We start from the raw sequence: 15,144 nt of genomic DNA, 5'->3' as shown, positions 1-15,144 counted from the left end.
CCTTCAGGGGATAGCCACCTGCTGCCGCCGTTATTCCTCAGAGTTATTTTACATCTCGAAATTATTATTGTGGGTGCGCCTGAAGGACCGTCCATGGCTCGAACCGACGCGCTGGCGGTGGACGAGCGGAGCGACCCCGGGGCCGGTGCCGAGCGCGCCCCCGACTGGGAGACCGTCGCCGACCTCCCGGCGAGTGCGAAGCTGGTGGCCCGCGTCCTGGAGCACGAGGGCACGCTGAGCGGAACCGAGATCGCCGAGGAGACCCGGCTCCCGCCCCGGACCGTCCGGTACGCCGTCGGGCGACTGGGGGAGGCCGGCGTCGTCACCGAGTCGTTCTCGCTCCGGGATGCACGCGAGAAGCGCTACGAGCTCCGGATCGACTGAGGAATCGGCCTCGTCCGGCGCACACACCACCGTAACGCTTGAATCGGTCGGCAGCGAACGGGCGGCAACGAATGCCGGACTGTGACTACTGTGCGGAGTCCTTCGGGAACGAGAAGGCCTACCACAAACATCTGAAAGCGGAACACGAGGGGGAGCTAGGACCTATCGACCGGCGACGGGTCGGTCTGGAGGGCAACGACGAGAGCACCCTGTCAGACGCCGCTGGCCCCATCGCCCTCGGGGCCATCGTCGTGTTCGCCGCCGCCATCATCGGCTATCTCGTCTTCTTCGCGGGCTCCAGCGGCGCGACCACGCCCCACAACCTCGGAGGGGTCCACGGCCACGGGACCATCAACGTGTCCGTACTGGGTCAGAGTCCCGACTTCTCGACGGACCAGTACCAGCTGCGGGACGACTACTGGCACTTCGAGGGCGGGAACGGACGCATCTGGCACGTTCACGGCGAGGGCGTCAGCCTCAAGTACGCGATGGACACGGTCGGCATCGGCGTGACCGACGACTCCATCACCTTCCAGGGGACGACCTACGAGGACTCCGACCCCGAGTACAACGTGGAGGTCACGGTGGGTGGGGAGGACATCGACCCGTCGAGCTACGTTCTCCGGGGGGAGAGTCGGTCTCCCAGCAGGGGTCAGACGAGCACCGGCAGCCACATCCGCGTCGTCGTCACCCGGGCGAACTGACTCCGGGCTACCTGACCGGCTCAGAACTCCCCGAGCCGTGATTGCCCCCCGCCGTTCCCGTCAAGCCCCGCCAGCGCCACCGCCTCGTCCAGCGCGTCCGCGAACGTGCTCTCCTGACTCCGGTCGTACAGCGTCGCGGCCGGGTGGACACAGAGCAGGATACGATAGCTCCCCTCCCCGACGCGTGCGTCGTGGACGGTCCCGGCCTCCTTCGTCACCGCCACGGACCGTTCGAGCAGGTGCTGGGCGGGGACCTTGCCCAGCGTCACGACCAGTTCGGGGTCGACCCGCTCCAGCTCCGCCGCGAGATACCCCTTGCAGTTGGCAAGTTCGTCGCTCCTCGGGTCGCGGTTGTCCGGCGGGCGACAGCGCACGCAGTTGGTGATGCGGATGTCACGACGCGCCAGTCCGCGGTCGCGGAGTGCCTCCGTCAGCACGTCGCCCGAGCGGCCGACGAACGGCTCGCCCTGCTCGTCCTCGTTGGCGCCCGGTGCCTCGCCGACGAACACCAGGTCCGCGTCAGCGGGCCCGACGCCGTTGACGATGCGCGAGCGCGACTCGCACAGCTCCGTGCACGCCTCACAGTCGGTCACCTCGAGTCCCTCCATCTCTCCGGGGGGCGATCCGCTCATGGGGTGACGGACTCGCGGCCGTCACTAAGCCCCCGCGGTCGCGGCGGGACGGACCGGGGTCAGTCGCCGTCGGGCAGCCGGTGGCGGAAGTCGTCGCCCCCGCGGGCACAGAGCCGCGCCACGCGAACGGGTTCCGGACGCCCGCCCTCTGGCGTGAACGCGTCGATGACCTCGCGGGCCTCCGCGGCCTCGCAGCCGACCGCCCGGACGAAGCAGGTCTCCCCGTTCACCTCCACGCGCTCGCGCGGCGGTTGGCGGTCGTACGTTGCCAGCCGGACCTCCAGCGCCTCGGGGTCGTCGCCGAACGCGTCCCGGAGCGCGGGTTCCAGCCCCTCGCTGGCCTCGAACGAGACCGAGAGGACCGGGCGCTCCGTGGCGTCGTGGATGGCCCGCAGGTCGAGTACGTTGAACCAGGCGGGCGCGATGCCCGCCACCAGCAGGTAGCGAACGTCCTCGCGGTCGAGGTGTTCCCAGCAGTCGATGACGGTGTCGGTGGCGTCCGTGCCCCCGACCGTCCACGAGTCGAGAACGAGGTCGTCGAAGGTGCGGTCCGCGCGGACGACGCTTCCCGCGACGGTCGCACGGCGGCCGCCGCCGGTCGACTCGGCGACCCCCAGCGCCCGGACCCCCTGGTTCACCTCAGGACCCCTGCTCGCTCTTCTGGTCCTTGATCTCCTCGAGCTTGTTCAGCAACTCGTCGCGGTCCGTGTCGCCGAACTCGTACTCCACGTCGCCGCGGTGGTCGTGTTCGGCCGTGTTCATCCCCTCCTCGTCCTCGAAGTCGGTGTCTATCTCCTGGTTCTCCTGTTCCGACTCGTCGTAGCTCCCGAAGCCCATGTCCAGGCGACTCTAGTGAATTGTTCGTGATAAATGGTGCGCCGGTCATGGGTCGTCACTGTTATGCGAGCGGGGAATCTCCCACGCCCGCCGTCGGACCGGTTCGAGGGCGGTTACGGAGGACCGAGGAGAAAGCCCCGCGCTTCAGCGTGGGGAGGATATCAAACGTAGATGTACCCCTCGACCGGGTCGTAGCGCTCCGGCGCTGTCGCGAACCCCGTGCGTGCGTTCCGTGCCACGGCGACCGCGCCGACGAGCGCGTCGAGCGCGTCGCCGCCCGAGTCGGCCAGCAGGCGCTCTCGGGGAACGCCCTCGAGTCGCACGCCACGGTCGAGCAGGCCGTCGAGGATGCGCTCGCGCCGTGCCGGGGCCTCGGGATACGTGCGGTCGTCCTTGTACTTCCGGTCGGGGAGCCCCTGGTCGCGCAGGGTGCCGGCCGGGTACACCTCCACGAGCGACGGACGCTCGCCGTCTCGGGGGACCATCGGCGGGATGGCGACGGCACCCCGCTCCACGAGGGGGCGGAGCACGTCGCGCAGGCCGTGGAGCGTCTGGTAGCGCGTGATGAACGAGTACGGTGAGGAGGCGCCGGTCGGCCCGTCCGTGGAACGCTTCAGTTCGACACCCTCGGCGTCCCTCGCCCGGGCGCGCTCCTTCAACGCCGACTGGAACGACCGGCCGTCGTCACTCGCGAACGTCTCGTGGACCCAGTCAAGCGTGGCCCGCCAGTCGTCGCTCGCGGTGTCCTCGCTGGGGAGCACCGGTCGTGGTAGCCCGAACGAACAGTCCAGACCCGTGACCTGTGTCGGCGTGGCGTCCGGGGCCGCACCGGTGACGAACTCGCGGAGGTGACGCAGGACCGGCTCCCGGGCCGTGACGCCGAACGCCTCGCTCGCCGGGCGGGCGTCGGTCACCCGGAGGTCGATGTCGTCGCCTGCCCCCGGAGCACTGCTCCCTTCCCGCGCACTCCCGGACGCAGTCCGCCCCTCGGCTCCGGGGCACCACCCGGAGACGAGCCAGATGTCGTCGCCCGGTTCCGCGCTCCCGCTGAAGTCGACGCCGTGGACGCGCACAGGGTTGGCTGGGGCCGCGGCCACCGAGAACCCGTCGCTCGTGTGCCGTGGATTGCCCCGCCCGGGAGTTTGATACGTTGCGCGGGCCTACGGGTGGGTATGCCGAAGACGCTCGAAATCAAGTGTGCGGACGACGGCTGTGACCTCGACATGGCGGAACTCCATTACACCTACAACATGCCAGACGGGACGGGTGCCGAGGCGTTCAGCTGCCCCTACTGCGGTGGCGAGGTGGAGGCGATCCACGCGTGAGCGACGCCGACGACTTCGACGACGACTTCGACGAATCGTTCGAGGAGGCGTTCGACGAGGAGTTCGAGACGGCCGACTCGGGCTCGGATTCCGGCTCCGGCATCGACCTGCCGTCGCTCCGCGAGGTCGGGGAGTCCGTCGGGGAGGCGGTCCTCGACGGCATCGGGCGCGCCTCGGCTCGCGTTCAGGAGCGTCGTCCGCTCGCGGCCGACCTGCTGGAGTCAGACGATGCCTACCTCGTCGTCTTCGACGCGCCCGGTGCCGAGGGAGCGGACGTGCAGGTCCGCTACGAGGGCAACGTCGTCGCGGTCCGCATCGACCGCTTCCGCGAGTTCCAGGAGGGCTTCGAGACCCACGTCCCCGGCCGCGGGCTCTCGCTGTCCGGCGAGGTCGCGCTCCCGGAGGACGCCGGCGTCGACGTCGACGCCGCCGAGGCGACGCTCACCGAGAACGGGACCGTCCGCATCCTCGTCCCCAAGCGCGAGAACGACCCGGTCGAGATCGACGCGGGCGACGAAGACGACGACGCCGCGTCTCCCGACGACCCCGATATCGACGAGTAGCGCCCCTCGCGCGGCGCCCCCGTTCACGATTCCTCGACGACCATCCCCTCGACGATATCGAACGACTCGTCGCCGTCGAACCGCGCCGGGTCGAACGGGTCGAGCCACTCGCCGTCGCAGACCCCGCGAGCGACACGCTCGCCCAGCGCCGGCGCGCGCATGAAGCCGTGGCCCTGCCACCCCGTAGCCACGACCACGCCGGGCGCGCGTTCGCCCAGCAGTGGGTTCCCGTCGGGTGTCGCGGTGCAGAGGCCGGCCCACGCGCGGTCGAGTTCCGGCACGGCAGCGTTGTCCCCGTCGGCTGTCGACCCGCCGAACGCCGCTCGAAGGTGCTCGATGCAGTCGGCCCGGAACCAGTCGTCCGCGTCCCGGTCCCAGTCGTCCGGGTCGCGCTCCACCGGCTCGGTCCCGTCGCCCACGAGGAGTCCGTCGCCGCGGGGGCGACAGTAGTAGCCGCCCGTCGCGTCGTAGAGCTGGGGCGACCGCTCGGCCAGCGGTGTCGACTCCGTGATTGCCGCCTGCACGCGGTACGGCTTGACCGGTATCGGCAGGCCGGCGTCGCCCAGCAGGCGCGCCGTGTGTGCGCCCGCCGCCACGACGACCGTCTCGTAGGTCGTCGACCCGTCGGCCGTGACGACGTGTGGGTGTTCGTCGCCGGCACGCAACTCGACTGGCGTCTCCTCGCGGAGCGTGACGCCCGCAGCCACGGCCCGCTCGGCCATCGCGTCCGTGTAGGCGCCGGGGTCGGCGGACCCGGCGTCGCGGGCGACGGCGGCGACCGCGATGTCGGCCCGGAGCGCTGGGAACTCGGTGGCGAGGTCATCCCCGTCGAGCAACTCGACCCGTCGGCCGTGTGCCTGCATCCGCGGCACCTGCTCGCTGATGGCGGCTGCGCGGCGAGCGTCACCGTCGCGGGCGAGCCACACGTACGGGCGCGGCGTGAACGACCAGTCGAACGACGGGTCGGCGTCGAGGGTGCGGAACCGGGAGAGCGCCCGGTCGGCGACCGCGGCGTCGATATCCTCGGCGAAGGCGTCGTAACAGATACCGGCTGCGCGGCCGCTCGCACCCGCGGCCACCGTCTCGGCCTCGTACAGCGTCACCGCACGGCCGCGGTCGGCGAGGTCGTGGGCAGCCGTCGTGCCGACCGCACCGGCGCCGACGACCGCGACCCGTCGCTCGTCCATACGTACGAGCCGCGGCCGAGCGGCTTCAGTTCACCGACGGCGTGGTGGCCGTGTTACTGTCGTCCGTGGTGTCGGTCCGGTGAGCGCGTCGTTCCGGGCGAGACGTGCCACCCGGGAGCGGAACGGGAGAGGGGGTGACTACTTCCGCGCGACGATGCGCAGGACGTCCTCGTCGGCGAGTTCGTGGTCGCGGCCGACCTGCTGTTCGTCGTGCTTGGCGGACTCGCCCGAGACGCGGGCGAACTTGAACCGCTCGTCGAAGGAGCCGCCGAGGCGGTCGAGCGCGTCGTCGACAGTGTTGGCGTCCTCGGTGAGGATAAGCGGCTCCTCGTAGTCGGTGCCGCGTCCGGGTTTGTTCATGTAGATGCGGATGAGCCCGAGCGACTCCCAGATGGCCTCCTTCAGGGCGCCGAGGCCCTTCTCGGCCTCCGCGCTGATGAAGACGGCGTTCTCGGGGTCGATGCCGTGCTCGCGCAGGTCCGCATCGACCTGGTCCTTGTAGTCCGGCTCGATGAGGTCGGTCTTGTTGACGGCCACGCGCGAGGGGAGGTAGACGCGGTTGTCCTGCAGCGCGTCGACCAACTCGTCGATGGTGAGGTCCTCGCGGATGGTGCAGTCGGCGTTGATGTAGTCGTACTCCCGGAGGACGCCCTCGATGGTCTCGTCGTCGAGGCTCACCTTGTCGGACGTGGTGAGCTTGATGCCGCCGCGCCCGGTCTTGGTGATGGAGACGGAGGCCGGCTCCGTATCGAGGCGGACCTTGTTCTTGTAGAGCTCCTCGCTGAGGCGCTCGTACTGGTCGATTTCGAAGACGGAGAGGACGAACAGGACGAGGTCGGCGGTCCGGACGACCGAGAGGACCTCGCGGCCGCCGCCGCGCCCGGACGCGGCGCCCTCGATGAGCCCCGGCACGTCCATCAGCTGGATGTTGGCGCCGCGGTACTTGAGCATCCCCGGGTTGACGTCGAGCGTGGTGAACTCGTAGGAGCCGACCTCGCTGTCGGCGTTGGTGAGCGCGTTCAGCAGCGTCGACTTGCCGACCGACGGGAACCCGACCAGCGCGACCGTCGCGTCGCCGGTCTTCTCGACGGCGTAGCCGCCACCGCCGCCGGAGCCGGACTGCTGTTCGAGTTTCTCCTTCTTCTTCGCCAGCTTCGACTTCAGCCGCCCGATGTGGGCCTCCGTGGACTTGTTGTACGGCGTCTCGGCGATCTCCTCCTCGATCGCCTCGATCTCCTCTTCCAGGCCCATTACTCCCGTGTCGGCCACGCGGACTCAAAGGCGTTCCCGTTCGGACCCCGGATGCGACAGTCGTACAGGGGTCGACCGCTGTCGCGGGATGGGACCACCAGCGCGCCCTCGGCCGCTTCCGCGGCCGTTATGCTGCCGCGGCGATTCCTGTCGGTATGGACAAGCGGGCGCTCGCGCTCAGTCTCCTCCTCGGCGGTATCGCCTTCGTCGGTCTGCTTCACACCGTCCTCGCGTACGCCTTCGACACGGGGCTTGAGCAGGTCGGCCTCCTCGTCGCTGCCACCTGCATCGTCGGCATCGTGCTGGTGAACGTCCGACCGTGACCGGCCACGAAGCACGCTGGACCGTGGCCACACGGACGGGGCGAAGAAATAACGCTTAAACCCGCCGCGTCGGTGCACACACGTATGGCTGGAACTATCGAAGTCCTCGTTCCCGGGGGGCAGGCCAACCCTGGCCCGCCGCTCGGCCCCGAACTCGGGCCGACCCCGGTGGACGTGCAGGCGGTCGTCAACGAGATTAACGAACAGACCGAGGCGTTCGACGGGACCGAAGTCCCCGTCACTGTCGAGTACGAGGACGATGGCTCGTTCTCCATCGACGTGGGTGTTCCGCCGACGGCGGCGCTCATCAAGGACGAGCTCGGGTTCGAGACGGGCAGTGGCGAACCCCAGGAGAACTTCGTCGCGGACATGTCCGTCGAGCAGCTGAAGAAGGTCGCCGAGCAGAAGCTCCCCGACCTGCTCGCCTACGACGCGAAGGGCGCGGCCAAGGAGGTCGCGGGCACCTGCACCTCGCTGGGCGTCACCATCGAGGGCGAGAACCCCCGCGACTTCAAGGAGAAGATCGACGACGGCGAGTACGACGACATCTTTGCTGAGGGGGCTGCTGCATAAGCAGCCGGTGACCGGGACGAACGCGAGAGGTGCGACGTGTTCGCGAGCGATGCGATAGCGTGGCGACCTGTTCTCGCCGCCGCCTTCGATCGACGTTCCCGGCTCCCGCACCTGTTCGAGGCGTGGCCCGAACTACTTTTCAGTCGCCACGGCCTCCGGTTAGACACGTCTAGTCGATGCGCACGTGGACACCGATGAGCTGCCCGGTGAGGTGCTGAGCGATGGCTGGCTGGCTGGAGGTTCTCGTGGCTGCCGCGACGCTCCAGTTGCTCGCCCTTCCCGGCGAGAAGGTCCAGATGATAATCGCCGGGCTCTCCACGAAGTACAACCCCTACATCGTCGTCGCGGGCGCGGGCACCGCGTTCGCGGGCTGGACCGCCCTCGAGATTGCCTTCGGCGAGGCGCTCCGTGGGGCGCTGCCGGCCGTCTACCTCGATACCATCACCGGCGGACTGTTCCTCCTGTTCGGGGCCATCCTCACGTACACCGCACTACAACTCGATACCGGCGATGCCGATGGAGTCGCGACGGACGGCGGCGGGAGCGGTGGTGTGACCTCGGAGGGTGACAGCTCCCTGCCGGGGCCAGGAACCGACACCATCACCCAGCGGGTCCCCGAGGGGTATCGGGGGTTCGTGCCGGCGTTCACCATCAGCGCGTTCGGCGAGTTCGGTGACAAGACCCAGCTCGTCACCATCGGGCTAGCGGTCCAGTACGGGGCGCATCCGGCCATCTGGGTCGGTGAGATGCTGGTCATCATCCCCGTCAGTCTGACGACAGCACTCGTCTCCCACCACCTCTCGCACCTGTTCACCGTCGAACGACGGCGGTACATCTATGCCGTGTCGGCGGGGCTGTTCTTCCTGTTCGCCGCGGATACGGCCGCGCAGTACCTGCTCGGGGGCGGGTTCCTCCCCATCTGAGACGGCCCCATGGGCTGTCCGCGGGATGCCCGTGGGCCCGTCTCGGGTCCCCTCGACCGCGTCAGTGCGTCACGAGGCCTCCTCGCTTCGACGCACTTAACTGTCCCATCATCGTGGTTCCGACGAGACAGGCGTCCGTCGGACCCTGTTTCACACCGTAGTAGCCCTACGGCGCACTACGGAGGTGAACGATGGCAGATCAGGATATAGAGAACGCAGTCGCGCAAGCGATGGAGGAGGCCCCCCCGCGGAACTTCCGCGAGACCGTGGACCTCGCCATCAATCTGCGCGACATCGACCTAGACGACCCGAGCAATCGTATCGACGAGAGCATCGTGCTCCCGTCGGGCACGGGTCAGGAGACTAGTATTGTCGTGTTCGCGGAGGGTGAGACCGCCCTGCGCGCCGAGGATGTTGCCGACCAGGTACTCGGTGGCGACGACCTGGAGGACCTCGGTGACGACGACGACCAGGCGAAGGACCTCGCCGAGGAGACCGACTTCTTCATCGCCGAGCAGGCGATGATGCAGGACATCGGTCGCTACCTCGGGACGGTGCTCGGCCCGCGCGGGAAGATGCCGACCCCCCTCGGTCCGGACGAGGACGTGGTCGAGACCGTCAACCGCATGAAGAACACGGTACAGGTCCGCTCGCGCGACCGACGGACCTTCCACACCCGTGTCGGCGCCGAGGACATGTCCGCGGACGAGATCGCGGACAACATCGACGTCATCGTGCGGCGGATGACTGCGGACCTCGAGAAGGGGCCCCAGAACATCGACCGCATCTTCGTCAAGACTACCATGGGGCCGGCGATGGAGGTGCCCATCTGATGAGCGCCGACGAAGCCGAGGCCCAGGCGGCCGCCGAGCGGAAGACCGAGCACATCCCCGAATGGAAGCAGGAGGAGGTCGACGACCTCGTCGAGACCATCGAGTCCTACGAGAGCGTCGGCGTCGTCGACATCGCGGGGATTCCCTCGCGACAGCTCCAGGACATGCGTCGGGAACTGTACGGGACCGCCGAACTGCGTGTCTCCCGTAACACCCTGCTCGTCCGGGCACTGGAGGAGGTCGACGAGGGGCTCGAGGACCTGACGGAGTTCGTCTCCGGACAGGTCGGGCTCATCGGGACCAACGACAACCCGTTCGGCCTGTACAAACAGCTCGAAGAGTCGAAGACGCCCGCGCCCATCAACGCTGGTGAGGTCGCGCCCAACGACATCGTCATCCCCGAGGGTGACACGGGCATCGACCCCGGTCCGTTCGTGGGCGAGCTCCAGCAGGTCGGCGCGGACGCGCGCATCCAGGAGGGCTCCATCCAGGTCATGTCCGACTCGACCGTCCTCGAGACGGGCGAGGAGGTCAGTACGGAGCTGTCCAACGTCCTGAGCGAGCTCGGTATCGAGCCCAAGGAGGTCGGGCTCGACCTGCGTGGCGTCGTCTCCGACGGCGTCATGTTCGACCCCGAGGACCTCGACATCGACGTCGAGGAGTACCAGGCCGACATCGAGACTGCGGCCGCTCGCGGGCAGAACCTGTCCATCAACGCTGGCTACCCGACCGCACGGACGGCACCCAGCATGCTGGGCAAGGCCTCGAACGAGGCGCGCTCGCTGGCCATCGAGGCGGCCATCGAGTCGCCCGACGTGGCCGAGGACCTCGTCGCACGGGCGGACTCGCAGCTCCGGTCGCTCGCGGCTGTCATCGACGACGAGGAGGCGCTGCCCGAGGAGCTCCGGGGAACGGCCCCCGAGCCCGCGGGTGACGCTGGCGCCGAGACGGACGCCACCGCGGACGCAGGCGAGGAGGAACAGGCGGACGACCAGACCGAAGACGCCGAGGCCGACGCCGACGACACCGACGACGATGACGACGGTGACGACGGTGGCGAAGCACTCGGTGCGATGTTCTGACAACAATGGAATACGTTTACGCAGCACTCATCCTGAACGAGACGGGCGAAGAGATCAACGAAGACAACCTGACCGGCGTCCTCGAGGCCGCCGGTGCTGACGTCGAGGAGTCCCGCGTCAAGGCCCTCGTGGCCGCGCTGGAGGACGTCGACATCGAGGAGGCCGTCCAGGGGGCCGCCGCGGTGCCCGCCGGCGGTGCCGGCGGCGCCGCTGGTGGTGCCGCGGGCGGTGCCGAGGCCGAGGAGGCCGAGGCTGACGAAGGTGGCGACGAGGGCGGCGACGAGGCCGAGGAAGCCGAGGCCGACGAGGGCGGCGACGACGATGACGACGAGGCCGACGGTGAGGGCCTCGGCGAGCTGTTCGGCTGAACCGGCTCCGACCACGCACCACTTCTTTCGACACCAGCCGCCAGCGGCAGCCACGGCGGTACGCACCGCTCCCCAACAGCGGGCAGGTTCGAAGCCGGGCAATAGTATCCGCCGACTAGTTCCGGTACGACTGGCTGATGATCGGGGAATCCGGAAAACGAGGGCCACTCCCTCGGCCGTCTGGTGCCCCTCTCAGTCCGCGACGAGGAACGTCCGGCCGCCCTTCCGTTCGAGGTAGCAGTCGTCCACCGTGTCGCTGGCGTACTCGACGATCTCCGCGGGGGATCGCTCGCTCACCTCGAACCGGCGGCGGTCGGGGCGCGGCGTGCTGGTGGTGTCGGTGCGCACGCGGACGGTATCTATCGACATACACGAACCCAGGGATGCGACGGGTATGAACGCCAGCCACCCTGAGTGAAAGTGAAACCGCAGGACGTGAACCGGGCGTCGGCGGTCCAGGGGTGGGGCCGGTGGCCACGACCGAGATGGACAACGCTTTGCAGGTGGTGGGCACACCGACGGGTGATGCCACGCTGCACGGCGACGGAGGTGTCGGCCGGATGGTCGACCTGACGACGGCGTTGCTGCTGGTGGCCGTCGCGTTCGCGGGCGGGGCCGCCGGCGCAGCCGTCGGGGCGCTGCCGTCGCTCGCCGTGACCGGCTTTGCCGTCGTCGCGAGCGAGACGCTCCGGTTCGTCCGCGGTGCCGCCGCCCCCGTTGCAGGGGGCGTGTACGGCGTCCCCGGTCTCGTCGGTGTCGGTCTCGCTCCCCACGTCGCGTTCGCGGGGGGCGCGGCCGCGGCCGCGTACGCCGCCCGCCACGACCGCCTCGGGGCGAGGTTCGACTACCACGCCGCCAAGCAGATCACGAAGCCACTGGGTGCGACGCCGGGGGCGCTGCTCGCCGGGGGTGCGTTCGGCGTGGTCGGCCTCCTCCTGTTCGGCCTCGCCTCCGGACTCGGATTGCCCGTCGACCCGGTGGCCTTCGCCGTGGTCGCCTCGGCGCTGCTCCACCGCATCGCCTTCGGCTACCCGCTCCTGGGCGCGGCTCCGGCGGGCCGCCTCGACATCTCCCCGTTCGAGCGTGGGGTACGCCGGGAGCCGGTCGTCGACGACGCGGACGCGGGCGGCGCCGAGGCACCCGGGGCCAAGCCGCCACCGCCACGATTCCTCGTCGAACCGTGGCGTCCAGCGCAGTACGACCGACCGTACGTCTCCCTCCCCGCTGTCGGTGTGGGGGTCGGCGCGGTCAGTGCGGGCCTGACCTGGCTCACCGCCAACCCGTTCCTCGGGTTCGGACTCGCCGCGGCCTCGCTGCTCGCCGTCCTCCTCGGCGTCGACCGGGTCCCCGTCACCTACCACATGGCGCTCCCGGCGGGGCTGTTGGTTGCCGCACTGGCCCCCGGCGCGTCGGGGGGTGGCGCGCCGGTGGCGGGGCTCCGGGCCGCCGTACCGCTGTGGCTGGCCCTCGTCGGTGGGGGCGCGATGGGGCTCCTCGCGGGAGGTATCGGAGAGCTCTGCGGGCGGGTGCTGTACGCCCACGCGGACACCCATCTCGACCCGCCGTTCGCGGCCCTCCTCCTGACCTCGTTCCTCATCGCCCTGTTCGATGCCCTGGGGGTCCTCGAACAGTCGCTGATTCCGGTGCCGGGGCTCTGAGGGGTTCTCAGTCCTTCACGGACACTGACTCGGACCGCCAGCCCGCGAACGCGTCGGCCGTGTCGGCCTCCTCGAAGCGCTCGATACACGGTACGTCGTACGGATGTAGCTCCGCCACGCGAGCCGCGAGCGCGGGGTATCCCTCGTCGGTCGTCTTCGCCAGCAGGATGACCTCCTCGTCGGTGACGACCTCCCCCTCCCAGCGGTAGGTCGAGTCACAGGCCACGCGGTTGACGCAGGCCGCGAGGCGCTCCTCGACGAGCGTCCGTGCGAGGTCGGCCGCGGCCTCTTCCGGTGCGGTGATGTAGGCGGTCGGCATGGACGCCCGTTGAATCGGGGCCGTAAAGAATCAGGCTTCGGTGTTCGTGATGGGGCTGTAGTGGCCGTTGATATCCCACTCGTGGATGCAGTGCCGGTCGCCGACGAGGCGCTCCCCGTCCTCGACCTGGATGGTCCACTTGCCCTGCTCTTCGTCCCAGATGTCCATCCGGCCGCATCGCTCGCAGGAGCGCTCCGTGGGTGGCGTGATTTCGACCATGGCTGACTGGAGGACGCTGGGGGGCTTCAATCCCGCGGCGGGACGCGTGCGGAACGCAAGGTGCTTCCCGCGCTCCCACGTAACATAGCCATGGAGCGGCGCGCGCTGCTGGCGACGCTGGGAGGCGCGGCGACCACCGGCATCGCGGGCTGTATCACCATCGGGGGGGAGCCACCGACTCCGGATGGACTGGCCGTCAGTTCACCCGCCTTCGACGACGGCGGCACCATCCCTCGCGAGTACACGTGTGACGGGGCCGGGCGGTCCCCACCGTTCACGTTCGGCGGCCTCCCCGAGCCGACGGAGGCGGTCGCGCTGACCTGTCGCTACCCCAACAGCCTCGCACAGAACTTCGACCACTGGCTGCTCTGGAACGTCCCGCCCGAGCGTGGCGAGATTCCGGGAGGGCTTCCGGACTCGGAGACGATCTCCGAACTCGGGGGCGCCCGACAGGGTGTGAACGGCATCGGCGAGGTCGGGTACCTCCCGGTCTGCCCTCCACCGACGCTGGGTGCCGAGGAGTATCGGTTCCGGGTCTACGCCCTGCGGCGACCGCTCGACCTCCCGGGTGGGGCGAATCAGGAGCGGTTCGAGGAGGCACTCGAAGGGACCGTACTCTCGAGTGTTCGCTACGTCGGCTACTACGCGCGTCCCGACGAGGTCACTGGGACCGCCCGCGGACGGTGAGCCCCCGTCGGCTTCGTTCCCGCGGTGATTCTCGCCACCGCGACACTGTCGTTATGCCGGTAGCGCCCGAACGCCGAGTATGGGATTCCACACGTACGACGCGGAGCGGGCGGACGCGCTCGAGGACCCTGGCCGGTACGAGTACGTCTCCGTCGACGAACTGCTGGCCCTGTTCGACCCCGAGGGTGAGGTGGCCGACCTCGGCAGCGGGACCGGCTTCTACACCGACGACGTGGCACCGTACGCCGAAACCATCCACGCCGTCGACGTGCAGGACGAGATGCACGACTTCTACCGCGAGGAGGGTACCCCCGACAACGTCCGCTTCGTCACCGCCGGGGTCGAGGACCTCCCGTTCGCGGACGGCGCGCTGGACCGCGCGTTCTCGACGATGACCTACCACGAGTTCGCCTCCGCCGCGGCGCTGACGGAACTCGCCCGCGTCGTCCGCCCGGGAGGGCTGGTCGGCATCGCGGACTGGTCTGCCGAGGGTGAAGGCGAGTCGGGCCCACCACGGAGCGAGCGGTTCGGTGTCGCGGACGCGGTTTCGGCGTTCGAAGACGCGGGGTTCACCGTCGAGCGGGCCAGGGAACGCCGGGAGACGTTCGTGCTTCGCGCAGTGCTGGAGTGACTGGTTGGCGACTTCACTGGATGTTTGTCCAATAATATGCCGAAACAAACTGTTGATTAAGGGTATATAGCGGCTAGAGTGGAATTATAGGGTAACGATTTACTGCAGTGTGTGCGAAATGTGGTTGTGAGTCACTTCACCGACCCGTACACCCCACGCGAAGCGACCTACGAGTGCTACGACTGTGGCTGTCGCGTCGTCGTCGACGGCCATCAGGACGCCTGTCCGGAGTGTCGTGGGCCCGTCCGGAACATCGCCGTCGCGCGGGAGTGAGAACGGCACCGACTGGCCAATCGTGGGGTATGGTACCGCCTACCAAAATGCTTATGTCCTCGGCGCCCCTCGATACGGATTGCTGCCGGAGTCCACGGGGACACACCGGACGACTCGACCGAAGCGATCAGCGAGGTCGAGTTGGGGGCAACCACCGAAGGTCCTGTAACAGGGTCACGAGGAGAACGCCTCGAAGGAGAACCACAGCGGCCCACCATCCGGCCATCCGGATGGCCGGACGCGAAGGCAAAGTAGCGGACGTCGTGTGAGCGACGTTCGTGAAACCGACGACACGAGCACAACGGTCGGTGCGAGTCCGACGAAAGCTCATCTGGGCAGGCCGGTGCGAGCCCGGCTAACGTGTCCGTGCCG

At 69.0% G+C, this 15,144-nt stretch carries 23 protein-coding genes; 14 read left to right on the top strand and 9 right to left on the bottom strand.

Annotated elements, in window-relative coordinates:
- The first annotated feature begins 93 nt into the window (after positions 1–93).
- Positions 94–384 (top strand): winged helix-turn-helix domain-containing protein, encoded by a 291-nt coding sequence (locus tag NL115_RS20560; protein WP_254831181.1) that lies wholly within the window; start codon positions 94–96, stop codon positions 382–384.
- A gap of 71 nt (positions 385–455) precedes the next feature.
- Positions 456–1,088, top strand: a complete 633-nt coding sequence (locus tag NL115_RS20555) for a hypothetical protein (protein WP_254831180.1) — start codon at positions 456–458, stop codon at positions 1,086–1,088.
- A gap of 20 nt (positions 1,089–1,108) precedes the next feature.
- Here the strand turns inward: NL115_RS20555 and NL115_RS20550 are convergent, their stop codons facing one another.
- The 4 genes from NL115_RS20550 to NL115_RS20535 all read right to left on the bottom strand — a co-directional run bounded on the left by NL115_RS20550 (position 1,109) and on the right by NL115_RS20535 (position 3,630).
- Positions 1,109–1,720, bottom strand: coding sequence for a uracil-DNA glycosylase (locus NL115_RS20550; RefSeq protein ID WP_254831179.1), 612 nt, complete (start codon positions 1,718–1,720; stop codon positions 1,109–1,111).
- 59 nt (positions 1,721–1,779) lie between these two features.
- Complete coding sequence (locus NL115_RS20545) at positions 1,780–2,358, bottom strand: endonuclease dU (RefSeq protein WP_254831178.1); 579 nt, start codon at positions 2,356–2,358, stop codon at positions 1,780–1,782.
- A 1-nt stretch (position 2,359) separates the two neighbouring features.
- On the bottom strand, positions 2,360–2,557 hold the full coding sequence (locus NL115_RS20540; RefSeq protein ID WP_254831177.1) for a DUF5786 family protein: 198 nt from the start codon (positions 2,555–2,557) through the stop codon (positions 2,360–2,362).
- A gap of 161 nt (positions 2,558–2,718) precedes the next feature.
- Positions 2,719–3,630: a DUF429 domain-containing protein gene (locus NL115_RS20535; protein ID WP_254831176.1), complete on the bottom strand. Its 912-nt coding sequence runs from the start codon at positions 3,628–3,630 to the stop codon at positions 2,719–2,721.
- A 99-nt stretch (positions 3,631–3,729) separates the two neighbouring features.
- Here NL115_RS20535 and NL115_RS20530 point away from each other — a divergent pair, with 99 nt between their 5' ends.
- On the top strand, positions 3,730–3,882 hold the full coding sequence (locus NL115_RS20530; protein ID WP_254822747.1) for a DUF7559 family protein: 153 nt from the start codon (positions 3,730–3,732) through the stop codon (positions 3,880–3,882).
- Complete coding sequence (locus tag NL115_RS20525) at positions 3,879–4,445, top strand: Hsp20/alpha crystallin family protein (protein WP_350355265.1); 567 nt, start codon at positions 3,879–3,881, stop codon at positions 4,443–4,445. The genes NL115_RS20530 and NL115_RS20525 overlap by 4 nt, the downstream gene beginning before the upstream one ends.
- Positions 4,446–4,468: 23 nt before the next feature.
- Here NL115_RS20525 and NL115_RS20520 read toward each other — a convergent pair whose 3' ends face one another.
- Complete coding sequence (locus tag NL115_RS20520; RefSeq protein ID WP_254831175.1) at positions 4,469–5,632, bottom strand: NAD(P)/FAD-dependent oxidoreductase; 1,164 nt, start codon at positions 5,630–5,632, stop codon at positions 4,469–4,471.
- Positions 5,633–5,770: 138 nt separating this feature from the next.
- The gene (locus NL115_RS20515; protein WP_254831174.1) at positions 5,771–6,883 is read right to left on the bottom strand and encodes an OBG GTPase family GTP-binding protein; all 1,113 of its coding nucleotides are present in this window, start codon (positions 6,881–6,883) and stop codon (positions 5,771–5,773) included.
- 155 nt (positions 6,884–7,038) lie between these two features.
- On the opposite strand from NL115_RS20515, the gene NL115_RS20510 reads away from it, so the two are divergent.
- The 6 genes from NL115_RS20510 (at position 7,039) to rpl12p (ending at position 10,985) form a co-directional block, all read left to right on the top strand.
- Complete coding sequence (locus tag NL115_RS20510) at positions 7,039–7,206, top strand: hypothetical protein (protein WP_254831173.1); 168 nt, start codon at positions 7,039–7,041, stop codon at positions 7,204–7,206.
- Between the two features lie 84 nt (positions 7,207–7,290).
- Positions 7,291–7,779, top strand: a complete 489-nt coding sequence (locus NL115_RS20505) for a 50S ribosomal protein L11 (protein ID WP_254831172.1) — start codon at positions 7,291–7,293, stop codon at positions 7,777–7,779.
- 221 nt (positions 7,780–8,000) lie between these two features.
- Positions 8,001–8,702, top strand: coding sequence for a TMEM165/GDT1 family protein (locus NL115_RS20500; RefSeq protein ID WP_254831171.1), 702 nt, complete (start codon positions 8,001–8,003; stop codon positions 8,700–8,702).
- A 191-nt stretch (positions 8,703–8,893) separates the two neighbouring features.
- Positions 8,894–9,535: a 50S ribosomal protein L1 gene (locus NL115_RS20495; RefSeq protein WP_254831170.1), complete on the top strand. Its 642-nt coding sequence runs from the start codon at positions 8,894–8,896 to the stop codon at positions 9,533–9,535.
- Positions 9,535–10,617, top strand: a complete 1,083-nt coding sequence (locus NL115_RS20490; RefSeq protein WP_254831169.1) for a 50S ribosomal protein L10 — start codon at positions 9,535–9,537, stop codon at positions 10,615–10,617. The genes NL115_RS20495 and NL115_RS20490 overlap by 1 nt, the downstream gene beginning before the upstream one ends.
- Before the next feature lie 5 nt (positions 10,618–10,622).
- Positions 10,623–10,985 carry a 50S ribosomal protein P1 gene (rpl12p, locus tag NL115_RS20485; RefSeq protein WP_254831168.1) on the top strand — a complete coding sequence of 121 codons (363 nt, stop codon included), beginning with the start codon at positions 10,623–10,625 and terminating at the stop codon, positions 10,983–10,985.
- Between the two features lie 192 nt (positions 10,986–11,177).
- On the opposite strand, the gene NL115_RS20480 is transcribed toward rpl12p, so the two are convergent.
- Entirely contained in the window at positions 11,178–11,354 is a 177-nt protein-coding gene (locus tag NL115_RS20480; protein ID WP_254831167.1) for a hypothetical protein, read from the bottom strand.
- A 101-nt stretch (positions 11,355–11,455) separates the two neighbouring features.
- Here NL115_RS20480 and NL115_RS20475 point away from each other — a divergent pair, with 101 nt between their 5' ends.
- Positions 11,456–12,643, top strand: a complete 1,188-nt coding sequence (locus NL115_RS20475; protein WP_254831166.1) for a DUF7973 family transport facilitator — start codon at positions 11,456–11,458, stop codon at positions 12,641–12,643.
- 7 nt (positions 12,644–12,650) lie between these two features.
- Here NL115_RS20475 and cutA read toward each other — a convergent pair whose 3' ends face one another.
- Together cutA and NL115_RS20465 are read right to left on the bottom strand one after the other, a co-directional pair.
- Positions 12,651–12,962 (bottom strand): divalent-cation tolerance protein CutA, encoded by a 312-nt coding sequence (cutA, locus tag NL115_RS20470; protein ID WP_254831165.1) that lies wholly within the window; start codon positions 12,960–12,962, stop codon positions 12,651–12,653.
- A gap of 30 nt (positions 12,963–12,992) precedes the next feature.
- Positions 12,993–13,181 carry an HEWD family protein gene (locus NL115_RS20465; protein WP_254831164.1) on the bottom strand — a complete coding sequence of 63 codons (189 nt, stop codon included), beginning with the start codon at positions 13,179–13,181 and terminating at the stop codon, positions 12,993–12,995.
- Positions 13,182–13,271: 90 nt separating this feature from the next.
- Here NL115_RS20465 and NL115_RS20460 point away from each other — a divergent pair, with 90 nt between their 5' ends.
- The 3 genes from NL115_RS20460 to NL115_RS20450 all read left to right on the top strand — a co-directional run bounded on the left by NL115_RS20460 (position 13,272) and on the right by NL115_RS20450 (position 14,772).
- Positions 13,272–13,868, top strand: coding sequence for a YbhB/YbcL family Raf kinase inhibitor-like protein (locus tag NL115_RS20460; protein WP_254831163.1), 597 nt, complete (start codon positions 13,272–13,274; stop codon positions 13,866–13,868).
- Between the two features lie 79 nt (positions 13,869–13,947).
- On the top strand, positions 13,948–14,499 hold the full coding sequence (locus NL115_RS20455) for a class I SAM-dependent methyltransferase (RefSeq protein ID WP_254831162.1): 552 nt from the start codon (positions 13,948–13,950) through the stop codon (positions 14,497–14,499).
- 126 nt (positions 14,500–14,625) lie between these two features.
- Positions 14,626–14,772, top strand: coding sequence for a rubrerythrin-like domain-containing protein (locus tag NL115_RS20450; RefSeq protein WP_254831161.1), 147 nt, complete (start codon positions 14,626–14,628; stop codon positions 14,770–14,772).
- Positions 14,773–15,144: the final 372 nt, after the last annotated feature.

Origin of the sequence: Haloglomus salinum (assembly GCF_024298825.1) — an archaeon.
Lineage (GTDB): Archaea > Halobacteriota > Halobacteria > Halobacteriales > Haloarculaceae > Haloglomus > Haloglomus salinum.
The sequence above is the reverse complement of the archived record's forward strand: the minus strand, read 5'-3'. Positions and strand labels throughout refer to the sequence as shown.

Coding starts and splice junctions, on each gene's coding strand:
- NL115_RS20560 (WP_254831181.1), top strand. CDS start 94: ATGGCTCGAACCGACGCGCTGGCGGTGGACGAGCGGAGCGACCCCGGG.
- NL115_RS20555 (WP_254831180.1), top strand. CDS start 456: ATGCCGGACTGTGACTACTGTGCGGAGTCCTTCGGGAACGAGAAGGCC.
- NL115_RS20550 (WP_254831179.1), bottom strand. CDS start 1,720: ATGAGCGGATCGCCCCCCGGAGAGATGGAGGGACTCGAGGTGACCGAC.
- NL115_RS20540 (WP_254831177.1), bottom strand. CDS start 2,557: ATGGGCTTCGGGAGCTACGACGAGTCGGAACAGGAGAACCAGGAGATA.
- NL115_RS20530 (WP_254822747.1), top strand. CDS start 3,730: ATGCCGAAGACGCTCGAAATCAAGTGTGCGGACGACGGCTGTGACCTC.
- NL115_RS20520 (WP_254831175.1), bottom strand. CDS start 5,632: ATGGACGAGCGACGGGTCGCGGTCGTCGGCGCCGGTGCGGTCGGCACG.
- NL115_RS20515 (WP_254831174.1), bottom strand. CDS start 6,883: ATGGGCCTGGAAGAGGAGATCGAGGCGATCGAGGAGGAGATCGCCGAG.
- NL115_RS20510 (WP_254831173.1), top strand. CDS start 7,039: ATGGACAAGCGGGCGCTCGCGCTCAGTCTCCTCCTCGGCGGTATCGCC.
- NL115_RS20505 (WP_254831172.1), top strand. CDS start 7,291: ATGGCTGGAACTATCGAAGTCCTCGTTCCCGGGGGGCAGGCCAACCCT.
- NL115_RS20500 (WP_254831171.1), top strand. CDS start 8,001: ATGGCTGGCTGGCTGGAGGTTCTCGTGGCTGCCGCGACGCTCCAGTTG.
- NL115_RS20495 (WP_254831170.1), top strand. CDS start 8,894: ATGGCAGATCAGGATATAGAGAACGCAGTCGCGCAAGCGATGGAGGAG.
- NL115_RS20490 (WP_254831169.1), top strand. CDS start 9,535: ATGAGCGCCGACGAAGCCGAGGCCCAGGCGGCCGCCGAGCGGAAGACC.
- rpl12p (WP_254831168.1), top strand. CDS start 10,623: ATGGAATACGTTTACGCAGCACTCATCCTGAACGAGACGGGCGAAGAG.
- NL115_RS20480 (WP_254831167.1), bottom strand. CDS start 11,354: ATGTCGATAGATACCGTCCGCGTGCGCACCGACACCACCAGCACGCCG.
- cutA (WP_254831165.1), bottom strand. CDS start 12,962: ATGCCGACCGCCTACATCACCGCACCGGAAGAGGCCGCGGCCGACCTC.
- NL115_RS20465 (WP_254831164.1), bottom strand. CDS start 13,181: ATGGTCGAAATCACGCCACCCACGGAGCGCTCCTGCGAGCGATGCGGC.
- NL115_RS20460 (WP_254831163.1), top strand. CDS start 13,272: ATGGAGCGGCGCGCGCTGCTGGCGACGCTGGGAGGCGCGGCGACCACC.
- NL115_RS20455 (WP_254831162.1), top strand. CDS start 13,948: ATGGGATTCCACACGTACGACGCGGAGCGGGCGGACGCGCTCGAGGAC.